A 23,419-nucleotide genomic window follows, 5' to 3' on the forward strand; every position below is an offset into this window, starting at 1 on the left:
GGTGCCGTTTCGATACACCGACGGACTCGCGGAGGCCGGCCCTCAGGGTGCGGTGATCACCGAAAGTCCCAGCGCCGCGGAGATCGGCGCGACGCCCGCGGCGGAGCCGATCAGGTTGAGGACTTGGCCGCCGTGCACCGTACCCATCAGATTCCGTTGGTGCCCGAAGACGCGGCGAGGGTGATCGCCGGCCGTTACCACCTGGGCCGACGTGGGAGGGGCGTCGTGTGGCTCGCGGGCGGCGATCACCCGGCCGCTTCCTCGTCCGGCGCCCGTCCGGCTGCGTGACTGTTGGCGGGCAGGGTGAGCAGCGCCGCGGCGGCGAGCAGGCAGGTGATAGCCGTGGCGGTGAAGACGCCGGTGTAGGTGCCGGTGGTGGTGTGCAGGGCCGCGGCGGCCAGGGGTGCGGTGGCTTTCGCGATGGTCATGGGTACGACGAGCAGGCTGGCGATGGTGGCGTAGCGGCGGATGTCGTAGCGGTCGGCGAGCAGGATCGGTTTGGCGATGGAGCCGACGCCGAAGCCGAGCCCGATGCCGATGACGGCGATGATCGCCGCTGCCGGGTTTCGACCGGCCACGGGCAAGGCCGCGGCGGCGAGTCCTTGCACGACGAAGATGCCGGCGACCACCCGGCTGAGGCGGTAGCGGCGGTGCAGGCCGGTGGTGACCAGGCGCCCGGTCACCGACAGGACACCGAACAGCCCGGCCGCGGTGGCGGCGAAGGTTGCCCGGTGGCCCCAGCCGATCAGGGCGGTGACCAGGTGCACGGTGACCACCGCGATGGCCGCGGTGTGGGCGGTGAAGGCGACGGTGAGCAGCCAGAACCCGCGGTCGGCCAGGACCTTCCGCAGCTGGATCGGCGGGGCCGCGGCGTGGTTTGCGGGGTGCCGGGGCGCGGTCCTGATCACGGCTGCGTGCAGCGGGATGGTCAGCACGGCTTGGATGACGGCCAGGACGAGCAGGGCGGTGCGCCAGCCGTGCCGGTCGACCAGCCAGCCGGTCAGTGGCAGGAAGACGGTGCTGGCGAACCCGGCGACCACGGTCAGGGCGAGCAGCGCGGCCGAGCGCCGGGCCGGGGTGTGCCAGGCGATGATCACGGCGAACGCGGCTTCGTAGAGGCTGGCGGCGCCGGCGACGCCGAGGCCGATCTGCACGGCGTAGAGCTGCCACAGGCCGTCCACCTGGGACCAGGCGACGAGCAGCATCGCTCCGAGCAGCGATCCGCCGGTCATCAGGGCCCGGCCGCCGTGCCGGTCGAGCCACCGCCCGACCGGTACGGCCGCCACTGCGGAGGCCAGCACGGAGGCGGTGAAGGTGCCGGTGATCGCGGTGGTGGAGGTGTGCAGGTCGGCGGCGAGCGGGGTGAGGAAGACCGCGAAGGCGTAGTAGAGGGTGCCGTAACCGACGGTCTGGGTGACGGCGAGCGCGGCGACGATGGAACGTGCCCGCCCGGTGGGAGCGCCCGGGTGGCCGCCGGGTCCGGCGGCCACCGTGTGGGCGGAGGTCACGGGCAGCAGCCGCCGGCCTCGTCGTCGGTCTTGGTGGACACGTCGATGAGGGCGAGCGGGGAGGCGAGCAGGCCGCCGGAGATGCCGGTGGCCAGGCCGCGGCCGGCCGGCTCCGGGGTGGCCACGGCGGCGGGGGTTCCGCAGCAGCTGCCTTCGGTGCTGTCGACGCGGTCGCTGTCGACGGGCGTATTGCTGTTGCAGACGCCGGTCTCGGGCAGGTCGAGCTGGACGTCGCGGGCGGCTTCCCAGTCGCCGGCCAGGGCGGCGACCACGGAGCGGGCCTGCTCGTAGCCGGTGGCCATGAGGAAGGTCGGTGCGCGGCCGTAGGACTTGGCGCCGATGGCGTAGTAGCCGGGTTCGGGGTGGCTGAGTTCGTCGGCGCCGTGCGGGGGGACGGTGCCGCAGGAGTGCTCGTTCGGGTCGATCAGCGGGGCCAGGGTGCGGGTGGATCCCATGATCGGGTCGAGGTCGAGGCGCAGCTCGGCGGTGATGGCGTGGTCGGGCCGGAAGCCGGTGGCGGACACGATCCGGTCGGCGGTGATGGTGCGTTCGCCGTCGGACACGAACACCCCGTCGCCGCCGGTGGTGATCCGCTGGGTGCTGAACGCGGTGAGCAGGGTGATGGTGCCGGCCTCGACGTGCTGGCGCAGGATGCTGCCCAGCGCGCCGCGGGCCGGGAGGGCGTCGGCTGATTCGCCGCCGTAGGTGCGAGCCGGTGAGGCGGCCCGGATCGCCCACGTGATGGTGGTGCCCGGCTCCTGGGCGGCGAGCTCCGCCAGCGAGATCAGGGTGTTGGCTGCGGAGTAGCCGGCGCCGACCACCAGGATCCGCTTGCCGGCGAACCGGTCGCGGTCGCGGCCGAGGACGTCGGGCAGGGCGCTGTCGATGTGGGCGGCAGCGGCGATCTCGCCGTGGGCGGGGATGCCGGAGGCGCCGAGGACGTTGGGGATCGTCCAGGTGCCGGCGGCGTCGACGACAGCCCGCGCCAGGATGTCGGTGCCGTCGTCGAGGCGTACCAGAAAAGGGGTTTGCTCGCGGTTGGTGGTGCGGACGCGGTCGAGGCCGAGGCGGGTGATCGCCGCAACCCTCGCGGCGTAGCGCAGGTGCGGCTTGAGGGCGGGCAGATCGGCCAGCGGCTGCAGGTAGTCCGCGGCGAGCGCGGCACCGGTGGGCAGCACGTCGTCGTCGGGACGCACCCAACCGGCGTCGGTCAGCAGCCGGGCGGCCGCGGCGTCGATGTTGTACCGCCACGGCGAGAAGATCCGCACGTGGCCCCAGTCGCGGACGGCCGCAGCGGGACCGTCGCCGGCCTCCAGGACGAGGAACGGCAGGCCGCGCTCGGCGAGGTGCGCGGCGGCGGCCAGGCCGACGGGTCCGGCGCCGATGACGACGACGGGCAGGTGATCGAGTTGCTGGGTCACGAGGTCTCCTAGGTGATGGCGGGGCTGCGGCGTTCGATGAAGATGACGTCGCGCCACCGGTTGTTCTGGCTGGCGTGCCGGCCGACCCGCTCGCGGACGCCGACGGTGCGGAACCCGCAGGCATGGTGCAGGGCGAGGCTGGCGGTGTTCTCCGGGAAGACCCCGGATTGGAGGGTCCAGATCCCGGCCGCCTCGGTCGAGGCGATCAAGGCCTGCATCAGTGCGCGGCCGATCCCGCGGCCGTGGGCGGCGGGGTCGACGTAGACGGAGTGTTCGACGACACCGCGGTAGGCGATCCGGGGTGACACGTGCGAGACGGCGACCCAGCCGAGCACGGCGCCGTCGGGATCGGCGGCGACCAGGCGGTGGCCGGGCAGTTTGCTCGCGTCGAACGCGTCCCAGCCGGGCGCGGTGTGCTCGAAGCTGGCGTTGCCGCCGTCCATGCCGGCTTGGTAGATCCCCAGCACCGCGGCCGCGTCGGCGGGTGTCATGGGCCGGATGCTCAAGTCGCTCACGAGCAGTCGCCGATCGTGGCGGGGGCGGGGCGGCCCATCACGACATCCGCCGCCGACGGGAAGCAGGCGATGCAGCTGGTGTTGATGCGGTAGTGCCGGGCAGTGCCGACCGGATCGACCAGCACGAACCGCACCTCGGTAAGGACCTTCAGGTGCTGCGAGACGGTGGACTGCGCCAGCCCGACCGCGGCGACGATCTCCCCGACCGGCATCGGGCGAGCCTGCCGGGCGAGATATTCGACGATCTGTACCCGGGTCGGGTCGGCCAGGGCACGGAACCACGACGCGTAGGTCTCCGCGGTCGCGCGGTCGAGCAGATCGCTCATCAAACACCTTCATCGTCTATCGCCGATTGACGATGAAAGTCTAGCGGGGTCGGTGGTGGCGAGCCAGACGGTCGCCACGACGAGCCGGCACACCGCGACCAGGGTGCCGAGGTCGACACGGCCGGGGGTGTCGGCGGGACTGTGGTAGCCGGCCATGCCGGCGCCGATGCCGATCGCGGGCAGTCCCGCGGCGGCGTAGCGGCGGTTGTCGGAGGCCACCGGCCCGGCGGCGAGCGGGACGCCGGTGTGCCGGCCGGCCTGGTCCAGGGCGGCGAGCAGGCGGTGTGCCGGGCCGCCGGCCTCGACTGCGGCGGCTTCGTGCAGGTGCCCGGCGCCGTCGACGTTGATCACCATCGGCGCGGTGCCCGCCCGGCGCAGCTGGGTGGCGTGGTGGGCGGAGCCGAGCGCGCCGATCTCCTCGGCGTCCAGCAGCGCAACAGCCAGACTGTGCCCGGGTCCGAGGAGCCGGGCGGCTTCCAGGACGACGGCTACACCGCTGGCGTTGTCGGCGGCGGCGGGCTGGCGCAGGCCGGGCAAGTCCCCGACGCCGTCGTAGTGGGCGGTGAGCAGTACGGCCGGGACGCCGCCGCTCCAGTGGGCGTGCAGGTTCGCCGCGGTCACGTCGGCCCGGCGGATCGGTGTGCTCGCCTCGAGCCAGCCGGCCCGCGCCGAGGCCGCCCCCGCGACGGCGGCGTAGGCGGCCCGGTCCAGGGCGAGGACGGGCAGCGGGCCGGGATCCGGTCCGGCGAGCATCGTGTAGTGCCAGCCGTGCTCGTCGACGGCCCGGCCGATCAGCAGCCCGAGAGCGCCGCCGGCGTGGCCGTACGCGTCGAACAGCGACATGCCCTCCGGAACCACCAGCCACCGGCCCGCCGGATCGCCGGTCCCGGCGACCGCGAGTCCACCGCGGCGGGCCGCGGGGACGTCGGCGGAGGTGACCTGGGGCATGACCTGGCGTCCGAAGGTCAGCGCCTCGGCAGTGCGGCCGTCATGCCATGCGGCCCGCGGCACGGCGTGGATCTCGGGAACTGATCGCACCTCGAATGGCTCGACTCCGACCTGTGCGCCGGCGTGGCGCAGGCGACCGGCCAGCCATTCACGGGCGGCGGCCCCGCCGGGCGAGCCTGCGCGGCGGCCGGTGAACGGCGCATCAGCCAGCGCGGCGACGGTGGCGGCGAGCCGGTCACCGTCGACGGCGCCGACCATGCCGTCCAGGCCGGTGGTCATCCGCAGCAACCCTTGCCGGTCGTGACCGCGTCCGCCTTCGCCGCGCTCCCGCAGCAAGCGTCGTCGGCGGCCGCTTCCGCGGCGGTGCCGCAGCACGGACCAGATGCGGCTGCGGGCAGGGCCAGGTCGTCGCGGGCCGGATTGCCGCAACATCCGCTCGTCCCGTTCACCCGCAGCGCGGCCGCCGGGTCACCGGTGAACCCGCCAGGAACGGGAGTGCTGGTCTCGGTCATGACACTTCCTCCGTGGATTCGATAAGTCTCGAACTCGATGACTGTCAAAGCCGAGGTTTGCACGCGGATTAGATATGTGTCAACCTCGACGCATGTCAAAATCAGCTGTTGCGACGAACCCGGCGGATGCCGAATCGGACGCGCCGTGCTGCCCGCCGATGACCCAGCAGAAGCTCGACGGCACGGTGGCCGGCACGCTCGCACCCGCGTTCAAGGCTCTGGGTGACCCGGTCCGGCTGCAGCTGATGTCGATGATCGCCTCGGCGGACGGCGGCGAGATCTGCGTCTGCGACCTCACACCGGCGTTCGCGCTGTCCGGGCCGACCATCTCGCACCACCTCAAAACCCTGCGCGAGGCCGGCCTGGTCGACGCGGAACGGCGCGCGAGCTGGGTCTACTACCGGGCACGGCCCGTCCTCATGCGTCAGCTGGCCGCCCTGCTCGCCGTCGACGACAGCGGTGAGTGAGCCGGGCACCGCAATGCACCAGATCGCCCTGTGGCGTCGGCTGCTCGCCGAGTTCCTCGGCACCGCACTGCTGGTCACCGCCGTTGTCGGCTCCGGCGTCATGGCCACCATCCTCTCGCCGGACGATGTCGGGCTGCAGTTGCTGGAGAACTCGGTGGCGACCGCGTTCGCGCTGGGCGCGCTGATCCTCACCTTCGGCCCGGTGTCCGGCGCGCACTTCAACCCGGTCGTCTCCGCGGCCGACTGGTTCCTCGGGCGCCGCACCCGCAACGGCCTGTCCGGCGCCGATCTGGCGGGGTATGCGCTCGCGCAGACCGCGGGCGCGATCGCGGGGTCGATCCTGGCGAACCTGATGTTCGACCTGGCCGCGGTCACCTTCTCCGGCAAGGACCGCTCGGCCGGGCATCTGTGGCTGGGCGAGGTGGTCGCCACCGCGGGACTGCTCCTGCTGATCTTCGCGCTGGCCCGCTCCGGCCGTGCCGCCGTCGCCCCGGCCGCCGTGGGCGCCTACATCGGCGCCGCGTACTGGTTCACCTCATCGACCAGCTTCGCCAACCCGGCGGTCACCATCGGCCGGGCGTTCACCGACACCTTCGCCGGCATCGCCCCGGGTTCGGTGCCCGGCTTCATCGCCGCACAACTGATCGGCCTGATCACCGGCGTCGGCCTGCTGCTGGCGCTGTATCCCACCGTCGGCCGGGCGGCCGGCGAGGTCCTCGTACCCGAAGGAGTCTCTGCTCGTGAGTAACAAACCCAGCGTCCTGTTCGTCTGCGTGCACAACGCCGGCCGCTCCCAGATGGCCGCCGGCTGGCTGCGCCACCTCGCCGGTGACGCCGTCGAGGTCCGCTCCGCCGGCTCCGCCCCCGCCGAGGCCATCAACCCGGCCGCCGTCGAGGCCATGCGCGAGGTCGGCATCGACATCACCGATCAAAAGCCCAAGATCCTCGAGTACGACGTCGCGTACGACTCCGACGTCATCATCACCATGGGCTGCGGCGACGCCTGTCCCGTCTTCCCCGGCAAGCGCTACGAGGACTGGAAACTCGACGACCCCGCCGGGCAGGGCGTCGAGGCCGTCCGCCCGATCCGCGACGACATCAAGGCCCGCATCGAGAGGCTGCTCGCCGACCTCATCCCGGCCACCTGATCACGAAGGCGACCGGGCAGTGGTGCTAGAGATTCCGGAGTTGCCCGGCGATCAGCGGCCATTCGTCGCCCAGGGCGTGTCGGTGCCGCGGTACGCCGGTTCCGCGAATGGCAGGACGAACTGCGTACCCTGCAGGTGCACGGTCGCCGGCTGGGCGACGGCATGCCATTCGCAGGCCCACACCCGGCCGAAAACCTGCACCGATGGGCGGGTGCCGTCCGCCAGCACCACATCGGGCGCCTGCTCGCCGGGAAGCTCTCCGTAGACCATCCACCAGGCTGCGGCACCGTCCCACCCTCCGCCCCGTGAGTGCGGTTGAGCAACACCGGTCCACGCGGCCCACTCGTCCTCGCCGGGGATGAACAACCCGGCGGCCTCGTCACGGTGCTGTACGTCGTTGAGCTCGCGCCAGAAACCGTCGCTCCGCCACTGCAACAGATACCCGACCCCAGGCAGCCGCAGCGTGCTGACCTGCGGCTCACCCACTGATCCAGTCACGGTTCCTCCTTCCAACTGCCCTGCATGAGCACGGCCCGGCGGCGTGACGGAACGGTCCGTGCGCCGCGGTGGCGAAGCCAAGATCATTACCGCCCCATACGGGATGCGTACCCGATCATGGCGGTCGTTGCCGACGTCGTCACGACCCCCGACGGAGCACGGCCCACCTCGAAGTCGAAGAGCGCGAGCAGGCCGGCGATCCACTCGGCACCAGGGGACTGCTCTTCTGCACCGCGTCGACCCGTTCATCGGCCTTACCGACGCTGACTTCACCTTGATTGGTCAACGGCTCGGTTCGGGATCTTCGAGGCCATCCCGCACAATCGAATGAATCGAAACGGTATCCCCGTCTGCCGCCGATAGGGCGCAGCGTACGGCCGCTTCGCCTCGGTGTGCGGTACAAGGCGGTCCGCGGTGTTCAGGACACGGGGCTCCCGGCCGCCATCGACCTCGACAGCTACCACGATGAACGCCGGCGTCCCGCGCATCCGCCGCCGCGGACCGGCCGCGACAACCACCGGTTCACCGGCCCAGCGTCCGAATTTGCTTGTTCTCGATGACCTCGGGGGTTTCGGCCGGCTCGTCCAGAGCAACCCGGATCATCGCCTGGGCCAGCACGTCGACCCCGACCGACAGCGACCCGTAGAGCGCGCGTACCAAGGCATTCGTCCCCTGCGGAAGCACCTTCGCCGGGCGGAAGCAGAACACGTCCATGCCTGGCCGCTGCGCCCCGAACTCGCGTAGCGCGATCTCGGCGCGTCCTTTCACGCTCTTTGGCTTAGTGCCCCAACCACTGACGTAGCAGAATCGAAAATCGCCGGGCGGCAACGCGTCGACGAACGCTATCGGGTAATCGACGGTCAATCGATGGTGGAGAACCTTGTCGCCGCCCGGGGCGACGCGGCTGCCCAGTGCCCAGATGCAGGCATCGTGACCAGCCAACCGGTCGACCACCTCGGAGTTGTACACGTCGAAGTTGTCCAACACGAGCGACTCGACTTTGTCCGAGTCAACCGGTACGGGACGCCGCGCCAAACACGTCACCCTGCTCACGTCGGGTCGGTCGACCAGTTGGCGAAGGGTCTCTGACCCGATGAATCCGGTCGCCCCGGTGAGCAACACTCGCAATGTCAGCACTTCCGTTTCGTTTGGGTCCAACCTGGACCTTGGTGAAGGTCACTGTACGAAGCTAACGGGGTGGTTGATGTGATCTTGCGCCACCCTTGGGTGCACTGTCCATGGGCGGAGGTCTTCGAGTGCGTCGCTCAGGACGGTGACGATCTCGTCGGTGTGGGCGCGCAGGTCTTGTTCGTTGTGAATCGGCCCGTCGAGCAGAATGTTGGCCGAGATGAGGGCGTTGCCGGACATCACGACGGTGCGGGAGCTACGTCCGATCCGTTGGACGTATCACGGGACACGCGTGAGGTGGACGATGACCGACCTGGCCCGCCTGACGGCCACTGAACTGATCGCCGCGTACCGGGACGGTAGCGTGTCCCCGGTTGACGTGACCCGGGCCACGCTGTCCGCGATCGATGCCGGCAACGACGACGTCAACGCCTTCGTCCTGGTTGACGCTGTCGGTGCGGTGGCTGCCGCCGTGCGGTCTGAGGCCCGTTGGCGCAGCGGCAGCGTGCTCGGGCCGGGTGACGGCATACCGACCTCGATCAAGGACCTCCTGTACACCCGTGGATGGCCGACGCTGCGCGGCACAAACCTGATCGATGAACGCGGGTTATGGACCGAGGACGCCCCGACGGTGGCCCGGCTCCGGGAAACAGGAGCTGTCCTGCTGGGCAAGACCACCACGCCGGAGTTCGGCTGGAAGGGCGTCACCGACTCGCCGCGTCACGGCCCCACCGGCAATCCATGGGATGCCGCGCTGACTTGCGGCGGATCGAGCGGGGGCAGCGCGGCGGCGGTCGGGCTCGGCATGGGTGCGTGGTCGGTCGGCACCGACGGCGGTGGATCACTACGCATTCCCGCCGCGTTCACCGGTACGGTCACGCTCAAGCCGACGTACGGGCTGGTCCCGGTGTGGCCCGCGAGCCCATTCGGGACCCTCTCGCACGCCGGCCCGATCACCCGCTGCGTCGCCGATGCCGCTTTGATGCTCGACATCCTCACCGGCTTCGACTCGAGGGACTGGTCGGCGTTGCCCACCCCGACCGCGTCGTTCCTGGACGGACTGGACGACGGCGTGCGCGGCGTGCGCATCGCGTTCTCACCGGACCTGGGCTACGTGCGCAACGACCCACAGGTCGAGGCCGCGGTGCGGGCCGCTGCCGCGGTCCTGGCCGATGCCGGTGCGCACGTCGAGCAGGCCGATCCCGGTTTCGCGGATCCGGTTGAGGCCTTCCACGTGCTGTGGTTCGCGGGCGCAGCCAAGGTCCTTGAGGCCTACGGAACTGACGCCCTGCGGCGCGTAGATCCCGGCCTGCGCCGCGGCGTGGAACGGGCTGCCGGCGTCAGTACCGCGGACTATCTAGAGGCGACCGCGCTGCGAGCGGATCTCGGCGTACGGATGGGCCGCTTCCACCAGTCCTACGATCTGCTGCTCACACCGACCCTGCCGATCACCGCGTTCCCGAAAGGTAGGGACGTCCCACCCGGTTGGCATTCGGTGGACTGGACCAGTTGGACTCCCTATACCTATCCGTTCAACATGACCCAGCAGCCGGCCGCGAGCGTGCCCTGCGGATTCACTTCCGGCGGCCTTCCAGTCGGCTTACAGATCGTCGGCCCTCGCCACGCCGATGCACTCGTACTCAGAGCCGCTCGCGCCTACGAACAGGCCACCGACTGGACCCGCACCCGGCCACCGCTGCCCCGCGGCTGACAACCCGCCACCTGAGCGCGAACCGTGTACCGCCCGGCCCAGCACCAGCAGCCCGCCACCTCATCACATAGCGCTACGGCGAACCAGCAGGGATCCGCGCACGGACATGCCGAAGAGCGGATGTCCCAGGAGCGCGGTGGTCAGGACGTGGACCACGCTCCCACTGGCTCGGTGACCGTTTCGGTGCCCGCGTCGTTGCCGGTCAGGCCGAGGGCCTGATCTGAAAGCCTGCGGGCTGGCGCCCGGTCGTGGCGGCCAGTTCGGCGACCGTCGCGGCCGGGGTGGGGATCAGCGGGGTGGTGGCCAGCCAGGCGTAGATTTCGGGCAGGCTCAGGCCCGGTGGGACCGCTCCGACGAAGGCCTCGTAGTAGAGCGGGGTATTGGGCCCGATGCGCCAGCTCTCCACGAGGCTGCCGACGTCGACGGTGTCGAAGCCGAAGTCGTCGATCAGCTTGGTGACCTTTGCTTTGGCGGCGGGGTCGTCGCCGGTGATGGGCAGAGCGGTTCGGTCCGGGTCGCCGGCCGGGCGGGCCAGTTCGCGTAGCAGCCTGCCGTTGACGTCGTGGAACGCCTTGACCACGGATGAGCCGGACAGGAACCGTTGCACGAGTTCACTGGAGGTCAGTTCGTCGGTGTCGAGTTCCGGGCGCGCCCAGCCAGTCATGGCCGGTGCGTAGTTCATGGTGTCGATCACCGTCGTACCGGCGAGCGGCTCCCGTGGCAATTGCTCGTAGTTGGCCAGCGGGATGGCCGCGACCACGAGGTCACCTGCCTGCGCCGCCTCGGCCGGGGTGGCGGCGCGGGCGAGCGGGCCAAGCTCGGCGATCAGGGCGCCGAGGCTCTCCGGCCCGCGTGAATTGCTGATGACCACGTGCCTACCGGCGATGACCGCGCTGCGGGCGATGGCGGAGCCGATGGTGCCGCTGCCGATGATGCCGAGCGTGCCGTTCATATGGCTGCTCCTCCGCGAAAGGGGATTGAAGGGGTGCGGTGGCTACGCTAAGAGCTGCCATCGATGTGAGGTCCCGGTGATGTGGTGGTGGTCATAGGTGCGCATTGGGGAGTTGTCGGCCCGCACCGGTGCGAGCGTGCGCTCGCTGCGCTACTACGAGGAGCAGGGCCTGCTGACGGCCGAGCGGGACTCGGCGGGCCGCCGCCGCTATGCCGAGGCGGCCGTCGCCCGGGTGGCGCTGATCCGGCGAGGGTTCGCGGCCAGCTTGTCCAGCCGGGTGATCGCGGATCTGCTCCCGCTGCTCGATGCTGAATGCGTACCTCGTACACGGGCCCTGCTGGTCGCTGAGCAGGACCGGCTGGAGGCGCAGATCGCCGCGATGACCCAGGCCCGGGTACGCCTCAGCGAAGTCATCGCCATCGTGACTGACCCCACCTGGGAATGCGACGCATAGGCGTCCCGATCTACCACGTCGTGGGCGTGCACGCCTGATCGCCGGGCTGCCTCGAAAGGCGGCGACGTGCCTTCGAATCTGGCAACGCTCGACATCCACGACAGCTTCGTCAGCCTCGCCTGCGCCCTCACCTGCTGGCACCTCTTGATCAAGTCCCGCAATCAGAGATCCACCGATGGGATTCGATCAAACGCGGTGTGGCGGGCCAACGCCTTCTCACACCCGCCTGAAAGGCCTATAGGGCTGAGTCGAACTGGTCGCGCAAAAGGGGCATACCGGATGATTTGCGTCGTGGCCCGAGCCGGTGGGCGGCTACCGGGTGCGTGTTCTCCCCGCCGCGCTTCGACTTCTCCGCCATGGACGGCTGGGTGTTCAACGCCGGCGACTACCCGGAACCGTGAGGCGCCGAACGCGCCGACCAGCGCGCCGCGCTTCTGTGTGACGCCGGGCTGACGCTCAGTTCCATGGAGTACTAACTGTGGTGCTCTTCCCGTTCGACTCGGGCAGCCCGAGAGCTTGACGCGAGGGCGGGCGAGTCGGGGAGGTGCGGCTCTGTCGTGGGCGCGAGGTATACCTCGACGACCAGGCCGCCGCCGTCTCGTGGAGTGGCGGTGGCAATGCCACCGCAGGCCGCGGCGACGGCGCGCACGATCGACAGCCCGAGTCCCGCGCCGTCGGTGCGCCCGGTGCGTTCGGCGCCGCGGTAGAACGGCTCGAACAGTCGCATGGCTTCGCCGTCGCTGATCACCGGGCCGGTGTTGCTGATCGTCAGGTGCCCGTCCGGGGTGAGCCGTACGAGCACCTCGCCGCCGGGCACGTTGTATCGCAGGGCGTTGTCCATCAGGTTGCGGACGAGTTGGGCGAGCAGCAGCCGGTCGCCGGTGACCGTGCAGCGGCCGGGCACGTCGAGCCGCAGCCCGGGCTGGTCGGGTCGGCGGTCCGCCGCCGCTTCCCGGGCAATCTGGCGGACGACGTCGTCGAACTCCACTGTCTCCCGCCCGCGCCGGCCCTGTTCCCCGCGGGCCAGGGTGAGCAGGCCGTTGATCAGCGCGGTGCACCGGTCGTTGTTGCGGAGCAGCTCGTCACGAACGCGCCGGACCCTGCTCGGATCGGTGGTCGCCAGCCCGATCTGCAACGTCGTACGGGCCACGGCCAGCGGAGTGCGCAGCTCATGCGAAGCGTTGGCGATGAACCGTGCCTGTGCGCTGAAAGCGTCGTCGATCCGGGTCAGCAGGTCGTTGAAGGTGTCGGAGAGTTCCCGGAGTTCGTCGGCCGGGCCGTGCACGGCGATCCGTTCGTGCAGATTGGCGACGGAGATGCGGCGTGCCTGAGTGGTCATCGCATGGACCCGATTCAGCACCCGCCCGGTGACCCACCAGGCCAGAAGCCCGACGATGACGGTCAGCACGGCGAACGCCACGATCCACTGGGTCACGATGGTGCCGATCGCATCGTCGCGCTGCACGGAGATCGAGTCCAGGATTGACAGGGCCGAGGGCTTCCCGTCCGATCCGGTCGCGCCGGACTCCACACCGGAAGTGGGGGCGGGTGGCGCTGATTGCAGGGCCGCGAGGTCGCGCTCGGAGAGGTTGCCGACCCTCGTGATCACGATGCGGTTCTGGACGAAGACCATGGTCACCACCGCGGCGGCCACGATGACGAAGACGCCGGTGTGCATGAGGGTGAGCCGCCAGCGCAGCGTGAGCCGGTTCAGCATGCCGGGCCGGCCATCCGGTAGCCGACGCCGGGCAGAGTGTCGATGATGGAGGGTTCGCCGAGCTTCGCCCGGAGCCGGGACATGGTCACCCGTACGGCATTGGTGAACGGATCCGCGTGTTCGTCCCACACCGTACGCAGCAGTTCCTCGGCGCTGAGGATCGTGCCGTTCGCGGCCATCAAGGCTGCCAGCACACCGAATTCCTTGTTCGACAGCGGGACCGGGCGGCCGGCGCGTGTCACATGTCGCTGAGCCGAGTCGAGCGTGATGTCCTCGTGGCGCAGCACCGGAGGCACGGCCGGTTGGGAGCGACGGCCGAGCGCGTCGAGGCGGGCGACGAGTTCGTCGAAGTCGAACGGTTTGCCGAGGTAGTCGTCGGCGCCGAGCCGTAGACCGGAAACGCGCTCAGCGACCTCGGCGAGCGCGGTGAGCATCAGCACACGGGCGCGTCCGCCGGTTTCCATGATGCGTCGGCAGACCTCGTCGCCGTGCGTACCGGGCAGGTCCCGGTCGAGAACGACCACGTCGTAACAGTCGGTGACGAGCTTGTCCAATGCGGTATCGCCGTCATGGGCGACGTCGACTGACATCGCCCGGTCACGTAACCCTTCGGCGATGTAGCCGGCGAGGAGCTTCTCGTCCTCCACCACAAGCACGCGCATGGCCACCTCCGGGTGCGGATCTCGCGTCGACCGTAGCTCCGGTGGTGTTTCACCGGCATAACAGCAGCTGGCCGGCCACGGTGAAACGCCGGTGAAACACCGGACGCCGTAGAACTTCGGGTCGTACCGGCGGTTGCCGGCCGAGCACGACCCGAGGAGTGGATATGCGCAACGTGACATCGCACCGCCGGCCCCTGATCCGGACGGCCGCGCTCGGACTGATGCTGACCGTGAGCTGTGCGCTCACCGGTTGTGGTGACTCCGGAGGGTCGAAGGACGGGATCGCCACCGGCGGAGGGAAGGATGCCGCGGTCACCCCGAGCGCGTCGGCGGCAGGCAATGACCCCGCGCAGTGGACGAAGTGCCTGCGGGACAACGGGATCGACGTCAAGGACCCGCAGCCCGGAACGGGACCGGACTTGCCGGCCGACAGTCCGGCTCTCACGGCGGCGATGGACAAGTGCAAGCAGTACGAGACCAGTCAGAGCGGCAGCACCGGAGTCAACCCGAACGATCCCAAGCAGGAGGCGCAGCGGCGCAAGTTCGCCAAATGCATGCGTGACCAGGGCGTCGACTGGCCCGACCCGGTCCCGGGTCAGGGGATGAAGGTGCCCGCGCAGACCCCGGAACTCGCGGCCGCGTTCCAGAAGTGCATGCAGCAGGTCCCGGTGGACGGCAGCAAGTGAGGAAGCGTACGAAGGTGGCGGTGGTCGCCGTGGCGGTGACCGCCGCCGTGATCGCCGGGTCCGTGGTGATCCTCACCCGCGACGACCGCGGGGGCGAGCAGGTCGCGGCCGGCCAGGATCTGACGACACCGGTGGTGAAGACCGATCTGGTGGAGACCCAGCAGGTCGACGGAACCCTCGGCTACGCGGGGACGGTCTCCGTCGAGACCGACCGGAGCTCGATCGTGACCTGGCTTCCGCAGCCGGGTGACACCATCACCCGAGGACAGCATGTGTACGACGGCGACAACCAGCCGGTGCCGTTGCTGTATGGAAAGCTGCCGTTCTGGCGCGAGTTGTACCACGGTGTCGCCGACGGTCCGGACGTCCGGATTCTCGAACAGAACCTGCGGAAGCTCGGCTACGGGGGTGGCCTGAACGTGGACGACGAGTTCACCGCCGCCACGGCCGCGGCGGTGCGGAAATGGCAGAAGGCTCTCGGCGCCGAACGCACCGGCCGGGTCAAGGTCGGCGACGTGGTCGTGCTCCCCGGCGCCATCCGGGTGGCCGAGGTCAAAGCCAAGATAGGTACACGCGCGGCCGGTGAGGTCCTCACCGCGACCGGTGTACGAAAGCAGGTGACTGTCGACCTGCCGCCCACCAAGTCGGCGCTGGCGGTCCGCGGCAGCAAGGTCACCGTGGGATTGCCGGACGGTAAGAACGCGAGCGGAAAGGTCGTCACGGTCGGTACGACGGCCAAGGCTCCTTCGGGCGATGACGACGGTGGCGACAAAACCCCCACCTTGCCCGTCGTCATCGCGTTGGACGATCCCGCGGTGACGGGCGCCCTGGACGGTGCGCCGGTCACGGTCGACTTCCGGGGAACCGTACACAAAGGGGTCTTCGCCGTGCCGGTCAACGCCTTGCTGGCACTGGCCGAGGGTGGCTTCGGGGTCCAGGCCGTCGCCGGCGACGGCACGAAGCGGATCGTCGTGGTCGAACTCGGCGCGTTCGCCGGCGGCCGGGTCGAGATCAAGGGCAACGGGCTGACGGCGGGCATGAAAGTGACGGTGCCGGCAACATGACTGAAGCACCTCCGGTCATCGAACTGGATCGGGTCACCAAGTCCTATCCCGGCGGCGTACGCGCGCTCCACGACGCCTCACTGCGGATCTGGCCGGACGAGCTGACCGCGATCGTCGGGCCCTCCGGATCCGGGAAGTCCACCATGTTGCAGCTCATGGGCACCCTGGACCGCCCGACCAGCGGGACGGTGCGCATCCTCGGGCACGACGTCGCCGAACTCGACGACGTCCAACTGTCGGCGGTACGCGCGAACTGGATCGGCTTCGTCTTTCAGCAGTTCTACCTCACCTCCCACCTGACGGCCGTGCAGAACGTCGCCAACGGGCTCTTCTATCACGGAATCGCCCGCAAGAAACGGCTGCGCGAGGCGGCCACGGCGCTGGAACGAGTCGGCCTCGGCCACCGGCTGGGACACCGCCCCCAGGAACTGTCCGGAGGCGAACGCCAGCGGGTCGCGATCGCCCGCGCGCTGGTGGCCCGGCCGGCCATCGTGCTCGCCGACGAGCCCACCGGTGCGCTGGACTCCCGCTCCGGCGACACCATCATCGAGCTGTTGCACGAATTGCACAGTGAGGGCACCACGATCACGGTGATCACCCATGACAACGGCATCGCCGCCGCGTTCGACCGTCAGGTGGAGATCCTCGACGGTGAGATCCGCTCCGACCGCAGCGCCAGGTTGGGCGCCGCATGAACCCGTCAATCGCCACCACGCCCTCGCCGCCGCTGCCTCGAACGGCACGGCTGCGCACCAGCGACCTCATCGGCGTTGGTCTGCTCGGACTGCGCGGCCGGCCATTGCGCGCGATCCTGTCCGGGCTGGGCATCGCGATCGGGATCGCCGCGATGGTCGCGGTGCTGGGCGTCGGCGCCGCCAGCCAGGCTCAGCTCCTGGACAAGATCGCCGGCCTGGGCACCAACCTGCTGACTGTCGAACCGGGACAGAATCTGGTCGGCCAGAACCCCCCGCTGCCCGACGAGGTCGTCGACATGATCAAACGGATCGGCCCCATCCAGTCGGCCACCGCGACCGGAACCGTCAAGGGCGCAACCGTACGGCGCACCGACAAGATCGACCCGCGCGAGTCGCAGGGCATCGAAGTCGCCGCCGCCCGCCTGGATCTGCTGGACACCCTCGGCGGCAAGCTGGCCGGCGGAACCTGGCTGAACCAGGCAACCGCGCGGTACCCGGCCATCGTCCTCGGCTCGACGACCGCCCAGTTGCTCGGCGCCGAACCCGGAGGGCAGGTGTTCATCTCCGGCCAGTGGTTCACCGTGATCGGTGTCCTGGAACCGCTCGACCTGGCCCCGGAGATCAACACCTCCGCCCTGGTCGGCTGGGACGTCGCCACCGGCCGCCTCGGATTCGACGGCCACCCGACCCGCGTCTACACCCGTTCCGTCGACGAATCCGTGGACGCGGTGCGAGCAGTCCTGGCGCGTACCGCCAACCCGCAAGATCCGAGTGCGGTGAAGGTGAGCCGGCCATCGGACGCGCTCACCGCGCAACTGGCCGCCAAGAACACCTTCAACAGCCTCTTGATCGGACTGGGCGCGGTATCCCTGCTGGTCGGCGGTGTCGGCGTCGCCAACACAATGATCATTTCGGTGCTGGAACGCCGCCAGGAGATCGGACTACGGCGTGCTCTCGGCGCCCGACGACGCCAGATCCTGCTCCAGTTCCTCACCGAGGCAGTCGCGCTCTCCGTACTCGGCGGCCTGGCCGGCGCCGCGATCGGCCTCGCCGGTGTCACCGTCTACGCCACGTTCCAGGGCTGGCCGACGGTCATCCCGACAACCGGAATCGCAGGCGGCGTCACCGCCTCGATCGCGATCGGCGCCATCGCCGGCCTCTATCCGGCCATGCGCGCCGGACGCCTCCCCCCAACGGAAGCGCTGACCGCCGGCTGACCAACCCAGACGTACGAGCCACAGGATCCTCCGCTTGCCGCGGGTGCACTTCGCGATCACGCGAAGCCACGAGCGCGCCTTGCTGGCCGCGGGTGGAAGCGGCGACGACGGACCGGTTGCCGAGATCGTCGAGGAGATCGATGAGTGCTGGAACGATCGACTGGAGGTCGACACGGACATGCCGTCCGCAGTTCGAGCCTCGATGTCAGGCAGCGCAGCAGAATTTCGCTCTCGCGGTCATGGTTCCCATCTTGACCTCGGCGCAACTTGCCGTCGTTCCGTCGAACATCCTCTTTAGACCAACCCGTCACGATCACCAAGCCGGCTGGGTTCTGCGCAACGGAAACTTTGCCGGATCGAGGGAGTGCATCGATCACGGTCGAAGCGGGACTATGAGCTGATGGTCGGACAGCGGCGACTCCGGCACATGGCGGCCGACGCCGCGCTGCTGGCCGCCGTGGCCGCCCTGCTGCTCTTCGCCCCTGCTGCGGCCCTGGCCGTCGCAGACGCACCGATCCCGCCCCGAACGCCGGAACAGCAGCAGGTCACGGCGTCAGGGCCCGTCGTCCGGCAACTCCCGGCCGGGCTACCCGCCGGGACCACTGTCCCCCGCACGGCCACCGACCTGGAATCGCTCGCCATCCGAGCGCTGGGCCCGGAAGGTGGCCCGGCGCTCGTTGCGCTGCTCGGCCGCACCACCGAACTGCAGAACGAGAACGATGGGACCACGTATCCCTACCGTTTCTCTCCCATGGTCGCCCTGCTCGACCGGGCACCCGCGCGGGGTCGCTCCGCCGCGGCCGGCGAGCTCGGTGCCGTCCTGATGCTGCTTGCGGCCCGCGATGACGATCCCGTGGCGGTGAACGCAGCCGCCGCCGCGTTCGCCGTCCTGGACCGGGCCCGCGCGACCGGCGGCTGCGATGCCCAGCTCAACCTGCTGCTACTACTCGATTCCGATCAGGCGGCACCGAAGGACGATCCCGCCCGGGCCGAGTACGCACGAACCGAGCGAGCCTGCCCCGGCGATCCGACCCCGGGCTGGGTGCACGGGCAGCAGTTGTCACAGACGGATTTCCATGCCGACGCGGAGGCGCTCTTCGCCGACCTGGAACGACGCTTTCCCGGCACGGTCGGCGTCCGCACCGGCCGCGCTGACGTTCATCTGCGGGCGGGGCTCGCCGAGCTTTCCCGCCAGCCGTTCACCGCTCGGCACGAGCTGCGCATCGCTGAGGCCGGATACCGGCAGGTGATGGCGGCCGACCCTGGCTCGGCGGTTCCCGGGCTGGCCCGGACCCTCATCGCCCTGAACGACGGGCGTGCGGCCGCCGAACTGCTCGACGGCACCTCTCACCAGGAGCTGCTCGTCACCGCGTGGGAGGCGGCCGATGACTTCGGCCGCGCCGAGTCCGCAGCGGCCGGCACGCCCGCGCAGCCCTCCGGTCTGGTGCTCTTCCCGGCGCCGACGCTGGACCAGGATGCCGCCACCGGCCGCCCCGGCGAAGGTGACCTCCAGGAAGACGGACCCCAGTCCTGGGGAACCGGGACCGCCGTTCCGTTTTCCGTCATCCTGCGCATTGAGAACAAGGGCGGCGGCGCTTCGGTGGACGACGTGTCCTTCATCCCCGACTTCCGCCCCGAGGAATTCACCATCGGCTCGTACACCGGCTGCCTGGACACACGCCGCCGCCGCGCCGCCATACTCGCCGGGCATCCCGCGGCGGCGCTCACACCCGGACCGGAGGACGACGGGTCGTGCGGACTGGTCCCCGGTTTCATCGCTGACGTCGCCCGGCTGGAGAGCGGTCGTCAGGGCAGAGGCTCGGACGAGGTGCAGGACATGCGGCAGAACCTCTGGCGCTGGGCGGGAGACCTGCCGCACGCCGAGGCTGCGATCCGTTCCTGGATGGCTACCGCCGCCCCGACAGAACCACGACCGATACGGAGACTCGCCGAGGTGCACTTCCTCAGCGGCCGGTACGACGTGGCCGCCGACGCCTTCGGCACAGCGGCTCGCATAGCCCGCGCAGCCAAGTGGGACGACCCCACCGTGGCAGAGTCGCTGCTCGGCCGGGGAGCCGCTCTACTGCGGGCGGGACGGTACGAGGAAGGGACAACGCTCCTGCGCATCGTGGCCGAGGACGCCGAAGCGGACTGGGCCTTCTTCCGGCAAGGACCGAACTTCGCGGATCCGAAATTCGCGGTCGCCGCCTATCACGCCCGTGCCCAGCTGGCGGACGCCGAGCGCGGTGCCGGTGCCGCCCGTGCCGCCCTCGACGATTACGCCGCCGCCCGGTTTCTCGCGCCCGACGTCGACTACGGCAACACCGTCGGCTTCCATCCGGAACGTCTCGACGGCAACGCGGCTCTCGCCCACCTGGCCCTCGGCGAGCTCGCGCCGGCCCGCGTGACGATCGACCGGGCACTGGCCGCCGACCCTTGGAACCCCGCGTTCCTCATGACTGCCGGTTTCGTGGCCGAACGCACCGGCGACAACGAGGCGGCTGCCCGTTACAACGCCTCGGCGGTGGCAAGCGACCCCGGCGCGTACCCCGCCGCCAACGATCTCGGGGTGGCCCTGTTGCGGCTCGGCCGGCACGACGAGGCAGTCGATGCACTGCGTCGCGCGGTGGGTGCACGGCCCTCGTACGCCCTCGGCTGGTTCAACCTCGCGAACGCACTGCCCGGTATCCTCGCCTCCCAGGGCGCCTACGCCAGGGCCTTCGCGCTGGACCCGTCCTTGCGGGACCGTCCACATACGCCGCTGATCGACCCCGGGATCTACGCCACCGGCCTGGACCTGTCCAAGCCCCTTCCTGCGGGCTGGAGCCTGGCCGCGGTGCAGACCGTTTCGCCCGCGCCCGCCGCCGGGCTGCTCACGATCCTGGTAGTGGGGTTGGGCCTGGCCCGCGCGGCCGGGGCGGGAGCGGCGTCGACGCTGCAGCAATGGCTGGAGACGCTCGCCGACCGGCTCGACCGGCTGCCACTGCTGGGGCGGCTACACAGCCCCGGCTGGGCCTTGGGAGCCACGGTCGTGGTCTTCGTGGTCTCGTCGCTGGTACATACCCGGGTCCGGGCTTCGGAGACGGTGGCGCTGGCGCTCGGGGTGCTGGTCCTCAGCGTGGCGGGGGTGCGGGCCCGGCAGATCGCCGGCCTGCGGGAGGGTGTGGCGGTCAACCAGCGGACGTGGGGGCCAGGGCTCGCGTTCGGACTGGCCACGTGCTGGGTGGCCCCGTGGGCCCCGTTGCCGGTGATCACCACCGGACCCGTCAGCCCGGTCGAGGACGGGACCCCAGCAGCATCGCCACCCCGGGCCCATGCCGCCTTACCCGTCCTCCTCGGCCTTGTGGCCATCGTCCTGTTCGTCGAGTCGGCGGCATTCGGCGCACCTGTCGTTCAGGCTCTCGCGAACGCCGCCCTGGTGATGGTCGCGTCCGCCCTGGTACCGGTCGGCCCTCTCGACGGTGCCCACCTTAACCGCGCCGGGCTGCTCGCCGGCACCGGACTGCTCGGCGCCGCCGTACTCACCGGTCTCGCCCTGATCTGACCGGCGATCGCCGAAGGTCCGCTGCTGAACAGGGGCTCCGCTAGCTAATTGATCTCGTCGCCGTTCTCGTTCAGCTCTGGCGGATGATGCCTCGGATCTTCGGCCGCGTCGAGGTAGTAGGTCGGCGGGTCCGCGAGGCGTCTGGTTGCCTCCCACGCGGCGTCTCGTTCAACTGGGCTCATCGGCCGGGAGAGCCGTGCTACGTAGTCGTCGAAGGACTCGCCCCGCTGCCAGTCCCTTTCGCCGGGCGGCTGCGCCCGCCGTACGAGGGCGGCGGCGTCCGTGGGCTGAAGATCAGCGAAAGCCGTGAGGGTTGATCGGTGTTCGGTGGTGGGCAGTCGTGGCGGGCCGGCATCTGGCCGGTGGTGTGGCCAGGGCCAAGTGAGCGCGTAGATCTGCTCGTTGGCGGCAATCTCCCACGTTCCGTTGGTCACGTCGATCCGTAGCAGGTGGTCGCCCAGGTCCGGGTCCTGCCGCACGGGTAGCAGGAGGTGGTCCGGGCTCTCCCAGACTGGTGTGGCCGACCCGAATCTACGCGCGCCCGGGGGCAGCGGGTAGGTCCGTGACCGGCCGCCGTCGGTGACGGTGAGAACGCCGTCGGCCCCGACGGCCGCGGTGCGGCCGTGCTCAGCGGAGAAGTAGTGCGGGTGCCGTGGTGCGGCTGGTCCCTCCCAACCGGCGACCGGCGGCGGCTCTTGCGCAGGTTTGGGCGCTGGGTCACCGACGGTCCAGGTCAGATCCGCACCGTTGCAGCGGAACCAGACAGTGTGTCTGTCGGCGCCGAGGATCTGCACGTCGAACTCGAGGTTCGGCGGCCATGGCAGGGCGTAGGTCCGTTCGCCGGTGAGGTCGAATACGTGCAGTTTGCGGTACGGGTTCTTGCCGTCCCACCATTCCTGGGCGGCCATCGTCCGCCCGTCCCGGCTGATCTTGAAATCGAGGGGCACCGTGTTGCCGAGAAGCCGCTGGCGCCCATCCCAGCGCAGCGTCACGGCGGTGCCGGTGCCGACCAGGACGATGCCGCCGTCGTACTCCACCATCGCCGAGGGTGTGCCGACCGTGGAAGGATGTGACGGCACCGCCCGGCCCTGCCGCACGAACATGATCGGGCTGGTGCCGGTGAGGTAACCGATACGTGGCAGCGGATGACCGGGGCGCGGCTCACCAGCGTCCAACTCGCGACCACCCGCGGGGCCGCGACCGCGCCGGCCTGGGAATTCACGCTGGCGGGAAGTGCGGTGCGGCTGACCCGGATCGCGGTGGCGCCCTCGGCGATCGTCTCAGTCGCACCACCCTCCTGGGACCCCGACAGCGCCCCGGGCGGACTGGCCATCGACTCGGCTTCCGGAACAGTGACCGGACGTCAGCTGTCGGTCTCCTTCACGGGCTCGCCGGGGACTCGGAACGAATCGTGCGGCGCGGACTACACCGCCGAGGCGGTCGAGTCGGCCGCCGCGATCGTGGTCATCGTCCACGAGCACCGGCATCCGGGCGATGAAACCTGCCCGGCAATCGGCGCATTGCGGAACGCTTCCGCCGAGCTGGCCGAACCGTTGGGCGAACGTGCCGTACTGGAGATACAGCAAGGGTTGCCAGTGCCGCTCAGCCTGAATGAAATGAGCGAGCAGTGATGCCTCTGCTGTCCACTGTGACGGGCGGGTTGTGCGGCCAGCGGAAGAAGACATCACCGGCCGCCTCCTGGGCGGTCACCTTCGTTGATTTCGCCGGCTATGTCCCGGCAGTCCTCGAGGAGGGTGTCGCGGTCGTTGTCGATCGCGGCGATCTCCGCGTCGGGGTCAGCGGGCGGCTCTTCGCCGTATTCGGGCCACAGCAAACCAACCGAAACCAGGTGCCCTATGCGGGTCCGTCACGCCGCCGGGTGTTGGTGTTCGGCCGGTAGGTGGTGGTGGACAACAGCGAGGCGAGTCGTTCCCGGGTTTCCTCGGACAACGGTGGTGCGTCGGCAACGAGTCCGATCGCTGCCTCGATCGCTGCTTGGGTTGCGGTGTCGATCGTGGTGCGCCGGTTCCCGGTGCTCCGGCGTCGCCGAGGCGGCTGGGGCGCAGTGGGTGGGTGGGCCATCGGTAGCGTCCCCCGTGCGTCCTGATGGCCGGTGTCGTGCTCGATGCTGCCGGGGGGGCGGGGTAGCCGCTTCGGTGGCCGACCGGTCGCCTACGGGCGGGCGACGTTGCGGCGGGTTCGGGGTCTGGCTTGTGGCCATGTTCCTCCTCTGCGAATGTTTGCCG

General features: G+C 70.1%; 25 protein-coding genes. 12 read left to right on the forward strand and 13 right to left on the reverse strand.

All coding sequences use genetic code 11. From position 1 onward, the window contains the following. Positions 1-245: 245 nt before the first annotated feature. From QSK31_RS35980 to QSK31_RS36005, 6 genes are read right to left on the reverse strand one after another with little or no spacing between them, the layout of a single operon-like run. Positions 246-1,508 (reverse strand): MFS transporter, encoded by a 1,263-nt coding sequence (locus tag QSK31_RS35980; protein WP_285689154.1) that lies wholly within the window; start codon positions 1,506-1,508, stop codon positions 246-248. Beyond that, positions 1,505-2,929 (reverse strand): FAD-dependent oxidoreductase, encoded by a 1,425-nt coding sequence (locus QSK31_RS35985; protein WP_285689155.1) that lies wholly within the window; start codon positions 2,927-2,929, stop codon positions 1,505-1,507. Before QSK31_RS35985 ends, QSK31_RS35980 begins: the two co-directional genes overlap by 4 nt. An 8-nt stretch (positions 2,930-2,937) precedes the next feature. After that, the gene (locus QSK31_RS35990; RefSeq protein WP_285689156.1) at positions 2,938-3,444 is read right to left on the reverse strand and encodes a GNAT family N-acetyltransferase; all 507 of its coding nucleotides are present in this window, start codon (positions 3,442-3,444) and stop codon (positions 2,938-2,940) included. Further along, a complete protein-coding gene (locus QSK31_RS35995; RefSeq protein WP_285689157.1) occupies positions 3,441-3,770 on the reverse strand; it encodes an ArsR/SmtB family transcription factor in 330 nt (109 codons plus the stop codon). Before QSK31_RS35995 ends, QSK31_RS35990 begins: the two co-directional genes overlap by 4 nt. Positions 3,771-3,779: 9 nt before the next feature. Beyond that, entirely contained in the window at positions 3,780-4,997 is a 1,218-nt protein-coding gene (locus tag QSK31_RS36000; protein ID WP_285689158.1) for a M28 family metallopeptidase, read from the reverse strand. Next, positions 4,994-5,230: a hypothetical protein gene (locus tag QSK31_RS36005; RefSeq protein WP_285689159.1), complete on the reverse strand. Its 237-nt coding sequence runs from the start codon at positions 5,228-5,230 to the stop codon at positions 4,994-4,996. The genes QSK31_RS36000 and QSK31_RS36005 overlap by 4 nt, the downstream gene beginning before the upstream one ends. 92 nt (positions 5,231-5,322) lie before the next feature. Here QSK31_RS36005 and QSK31_RS36010 point away from each other — a divergent pair, with 92 nt between their 5' ends. The 3 genes from QSK31_RS36010 to QSK31_RS36020 are packed head-to-tail and all read left to right on the forward strand — an operon-like array spanning position 5,323 to position 6,845. Then, positions 5,323-5,697 (forward strand): ArsR/SmtB family transcription factor, encoded by a 375-nt coding sequence (locus QSK31_RS36010; RefSeq protein WP_285689160.1) that lies wholly within the window; start codon positions 5,323-5,325, stop codon positions 5,695-5,697. After that, positions 5,690-6,445 (forward strand): aquaporin, encoded by a 756-nt coding sequence (locus tag QSK31_RS36015; RefSeq protein WP_285689161.1) that lies wholly within the window; start codon positions 5,690-5,692, stop codon positions 6,443-6,445. The genes QSK31_RS36010 and QSK31_RS36015 overlap by 8 nt, the downstream gene beginning before the upstream one ends. After that, positions 6,438-6,845, forward strand: coding sequence for an arsenate reductase ArsC (locus QSK31_RS36020; protein ID WP_285689162.1), 408 nt, complete (start codon positions 6,438-6,440; stop codon positions 6,843-6,845). The genes QSK31_RS36015 and QSK31_RS36020 overlap by 8 nt, the downstream gene beginning before the upstream one ends. Before the next feature lie 51 nt (positions 6,846-6,896). On the opposite strand, the gene QSK31_RS36025 is transcribed toward QSK31_RS36020, so the two are convergent. The 3 genes from QSK31_RS36025 to QSK31_RS36035 form a co-directional block, all read right to left on the reverse strand. After that, positions 6,897-7,343 (reverse strand): hypothetical protein, encoded by a 447-nt coding sequence (locus QSK31_RS36025; RefSeq protein ID WP_285689163.1) that lies wholly within the window; start codon positions 7,341-7,343, stop codon positions 6,897-6,899. Between the two features lie 522 nt (positions 7,344-7,865). After that, positions 7,866-8,480 carry an NAD(P)H-binding protein gene (locus tag QSK31_RS36030; protein WP_352244532.1) on the reverse strand — a complete coding sequence of 205 codons (615 nt, stop codon included), beginning with the start codon at positions 8,478-8,480 and terminating at the stop codon, positions 7,866-7,868. 39 nt (positions 8,481-8,519) lie between these two features. After that, positions 8,520-8,711 (reverse strand): hypothetical protein, encoded by a 192-nt coding sequence (locus QSK31_RS36035; RefSeq protein WP_285689164.1) that lies wholly within the window; start codon positions 8,709-8,711, stop codon positions 8,520-8,522. A gap of 64 nt (positions 8,712-8,775) precedes the next feature. Here QSK31_RS36035 and QSK31_RS36040 point away from each other — a divergent pair, with 64 nt between their 5' ends. Next, the gene (locus QSK31_RS36040) at positions 8,776-10,182 is read left to right on the forward strand and encodes an amidase (protein WP_285689165.1); all 1,407 of its coding nucleotides are present in this window, start codon (positions 8,776-8,778) and stop codon (positions 10,180-10,182) included. A 202-nt stretch (positions 10,183-10,384) separates the two neighbouring features. Here the strand turns inward: QSK31_RS36040 and QSK31_RS36045 are convergent, their stop codons facing one another. Next, positions 10,385-11,134, reverse strand: coding sequence for an NADPH-dependent F420 reductase (locus QSK31_RS36045; protein WP_285689166.1), 750 nt, complete (start codon positions 11,132-11,134; stop codon positions 10,385-10,387). Positions 11,135-11,231: 97 nt separating this feature from the next. On the opposite strand from QSK31_RS36045, the gene QSK31_RS36050 reads away from it, so the two are divergent. Then, the gene (locus tag QSK31_RS36050) at positions 11,232-11,588 is read left to right on the forward strand and encodes a MerR family transcriptional regulator (RefSeq protein ID WP_285689167.1); all 357 of its coding nucleotides are present in this window, start codon (positions 11,232-11,234) and stop codon (positions 11,586-11,588) included. A 472-nt stretch (positions 11,589-12,060) separates the two neighbouring features. On the opposite strand, the gene QSK31_RS36055 is transcribed toward QSK31_RS36050, so the two are convergent. After that, positions 12,061-13,305, reverse strand: coding sequence for a sensor histidine kinase (locus QSK31_RS36055; RefSeq protein WP_285689168.1), 1,245 nt, complete (start codon positions 13,303-13,305; stop codon positions 12,061-12,063). Beyond that, a complete protein-coding gene (locus QSK31_RS36060; RefSeq protein ID WP_285689169.1) occupies positions 13,299-13,967 on the reverse strand; it encodes a response regulator transcription factor in 669 nt (222 codons plus the stop codon). Before QSK31_RS36060 ends, QSK31_RS36055 begins: the two co-directional genes overlap by 7 nt. A 164-nt stretch (positions 13,968-14,131) precedes the next feature. Between QSK31_RS36060 and QSK31_RS36065 the strand changes: the two genes are divergently transcribed. From QSK31_RS36065 to QSK31_RS36085, 5 genes are all read left to right on the forward strand, one after another. Continuing rightward, positions 14,132-14,653, forward strand: a complete 522-nt coding sequence (locus QSK31_RS36065; RefSeq protein WP_285689170.1) for a hypothetical protein — start codon at positions 14,132-14,134, stop codon at positions 14,651-14,653. Beyond that, positions 14,650-15,717 carry a peptidoglycan-binding protein gene (locus tag QSK31_RS36070; protein WP_285689171.1) on the forward strand — a complete coding sequence of 356 codons (1,068 nt, stop codon included), beginning with the start codon at positions 14,650-14,652 and terminating at the stop codon, positions 15,715-15,717. Before QSK31_RS36065 ends, QSK31_RS36070 begins: the two co-directional genes overlap by 4 nt. Beyond that, on the forward strand, positions 15,714-16,412 hold the full coding sequence (locus QSK31_RS36075; RefSeq protein WP_285689172.1) for an ABC transporter ATP-binding protein: 699 nt from the start codon (positions 15,714-15,716) through the stop codon (positions 16,410-16,412). The genes QSK31_RS36070 and QSK31_RS36075 overlap by 4 nt, the downstream gene beginning before the upstream one ends. Further along, positions 16,409-17,629, forward strand: coding sequence for an ABC transporter permease (locus QSK31_RS36080; protein WP_285689173.1), 1,221 nt, complete (start codon positions 16,409-16,411; stop codon positions 17,627-17,629). The genes QSK31_RS36075 and QSK31_RS36080 overlap by 4 nt, the downstream gene beginning before the upstream one ends. Positions 17,630-18,029: 400 nt before the next feature. Continuing rightward, complete coding sequence (locus QSK31_RS36085; protein ID WP_285689174.1) at positions 18,030-21,173, forward strand: tetratricopeptide repeat protein; 3,144 nt, start codon at positions 18,030-18,032, stop codon at positions 21,171-21,173. Positions 21,174-21,217: 44 nt separating this feature from the next. Here the strand turns inward: QSK31_RS36085 and QSK31_RS36090 are convergent, their stop codons facing one another. After that, positions 21,218-22,276, reverse strand: coding sequence for a hypothetical protein (locus QSK31_RS36090; protein ID WP_285689175.1), 1,059 nt, complete (start codon positions 22,274-22,276; stop codon positions 21,218-21,220). A 42-nt stretch (positions 22,277-22,318) separates the two neighbouring features. On the opposite strand from QSK31_RS36090, the gene QSK31_RS36095 reads away from it, so the two are divergent. Next, a complete protein-coding gene (locus tag QSK31_RS36095; protein WP_285689176.1) occupies positions 22,319-22,804 on the forward strand; it encodes a hypothetical protein in 486 nt (161 codons plus the stop codon). Then, a complete protein-coding gene (locus QSK31_RS36100; protein ID WP_285689177.1) occupies positions 22,804-23,073 on the forward strand; it encodes a hypothetical protein in 270 nt (89 codons plus the stop codon). Before QSK31_RS36095 ends, QSK31_RS36100 begins: the two co-directional genes overlap by 1 nt. Positions 23,074-23,419 lie beyond the last annotated feature (346 nt).

The sequence above is a fragment of the Actinoplanes sp. NBRC 103695 genome (genome assembly GCF_030269485.1).
Classification (GTDB): Bacteria; Actinomycetota; Actinomycetes; order Mycobacteriales; family Micromonosporaceae; genus Actinoplanes.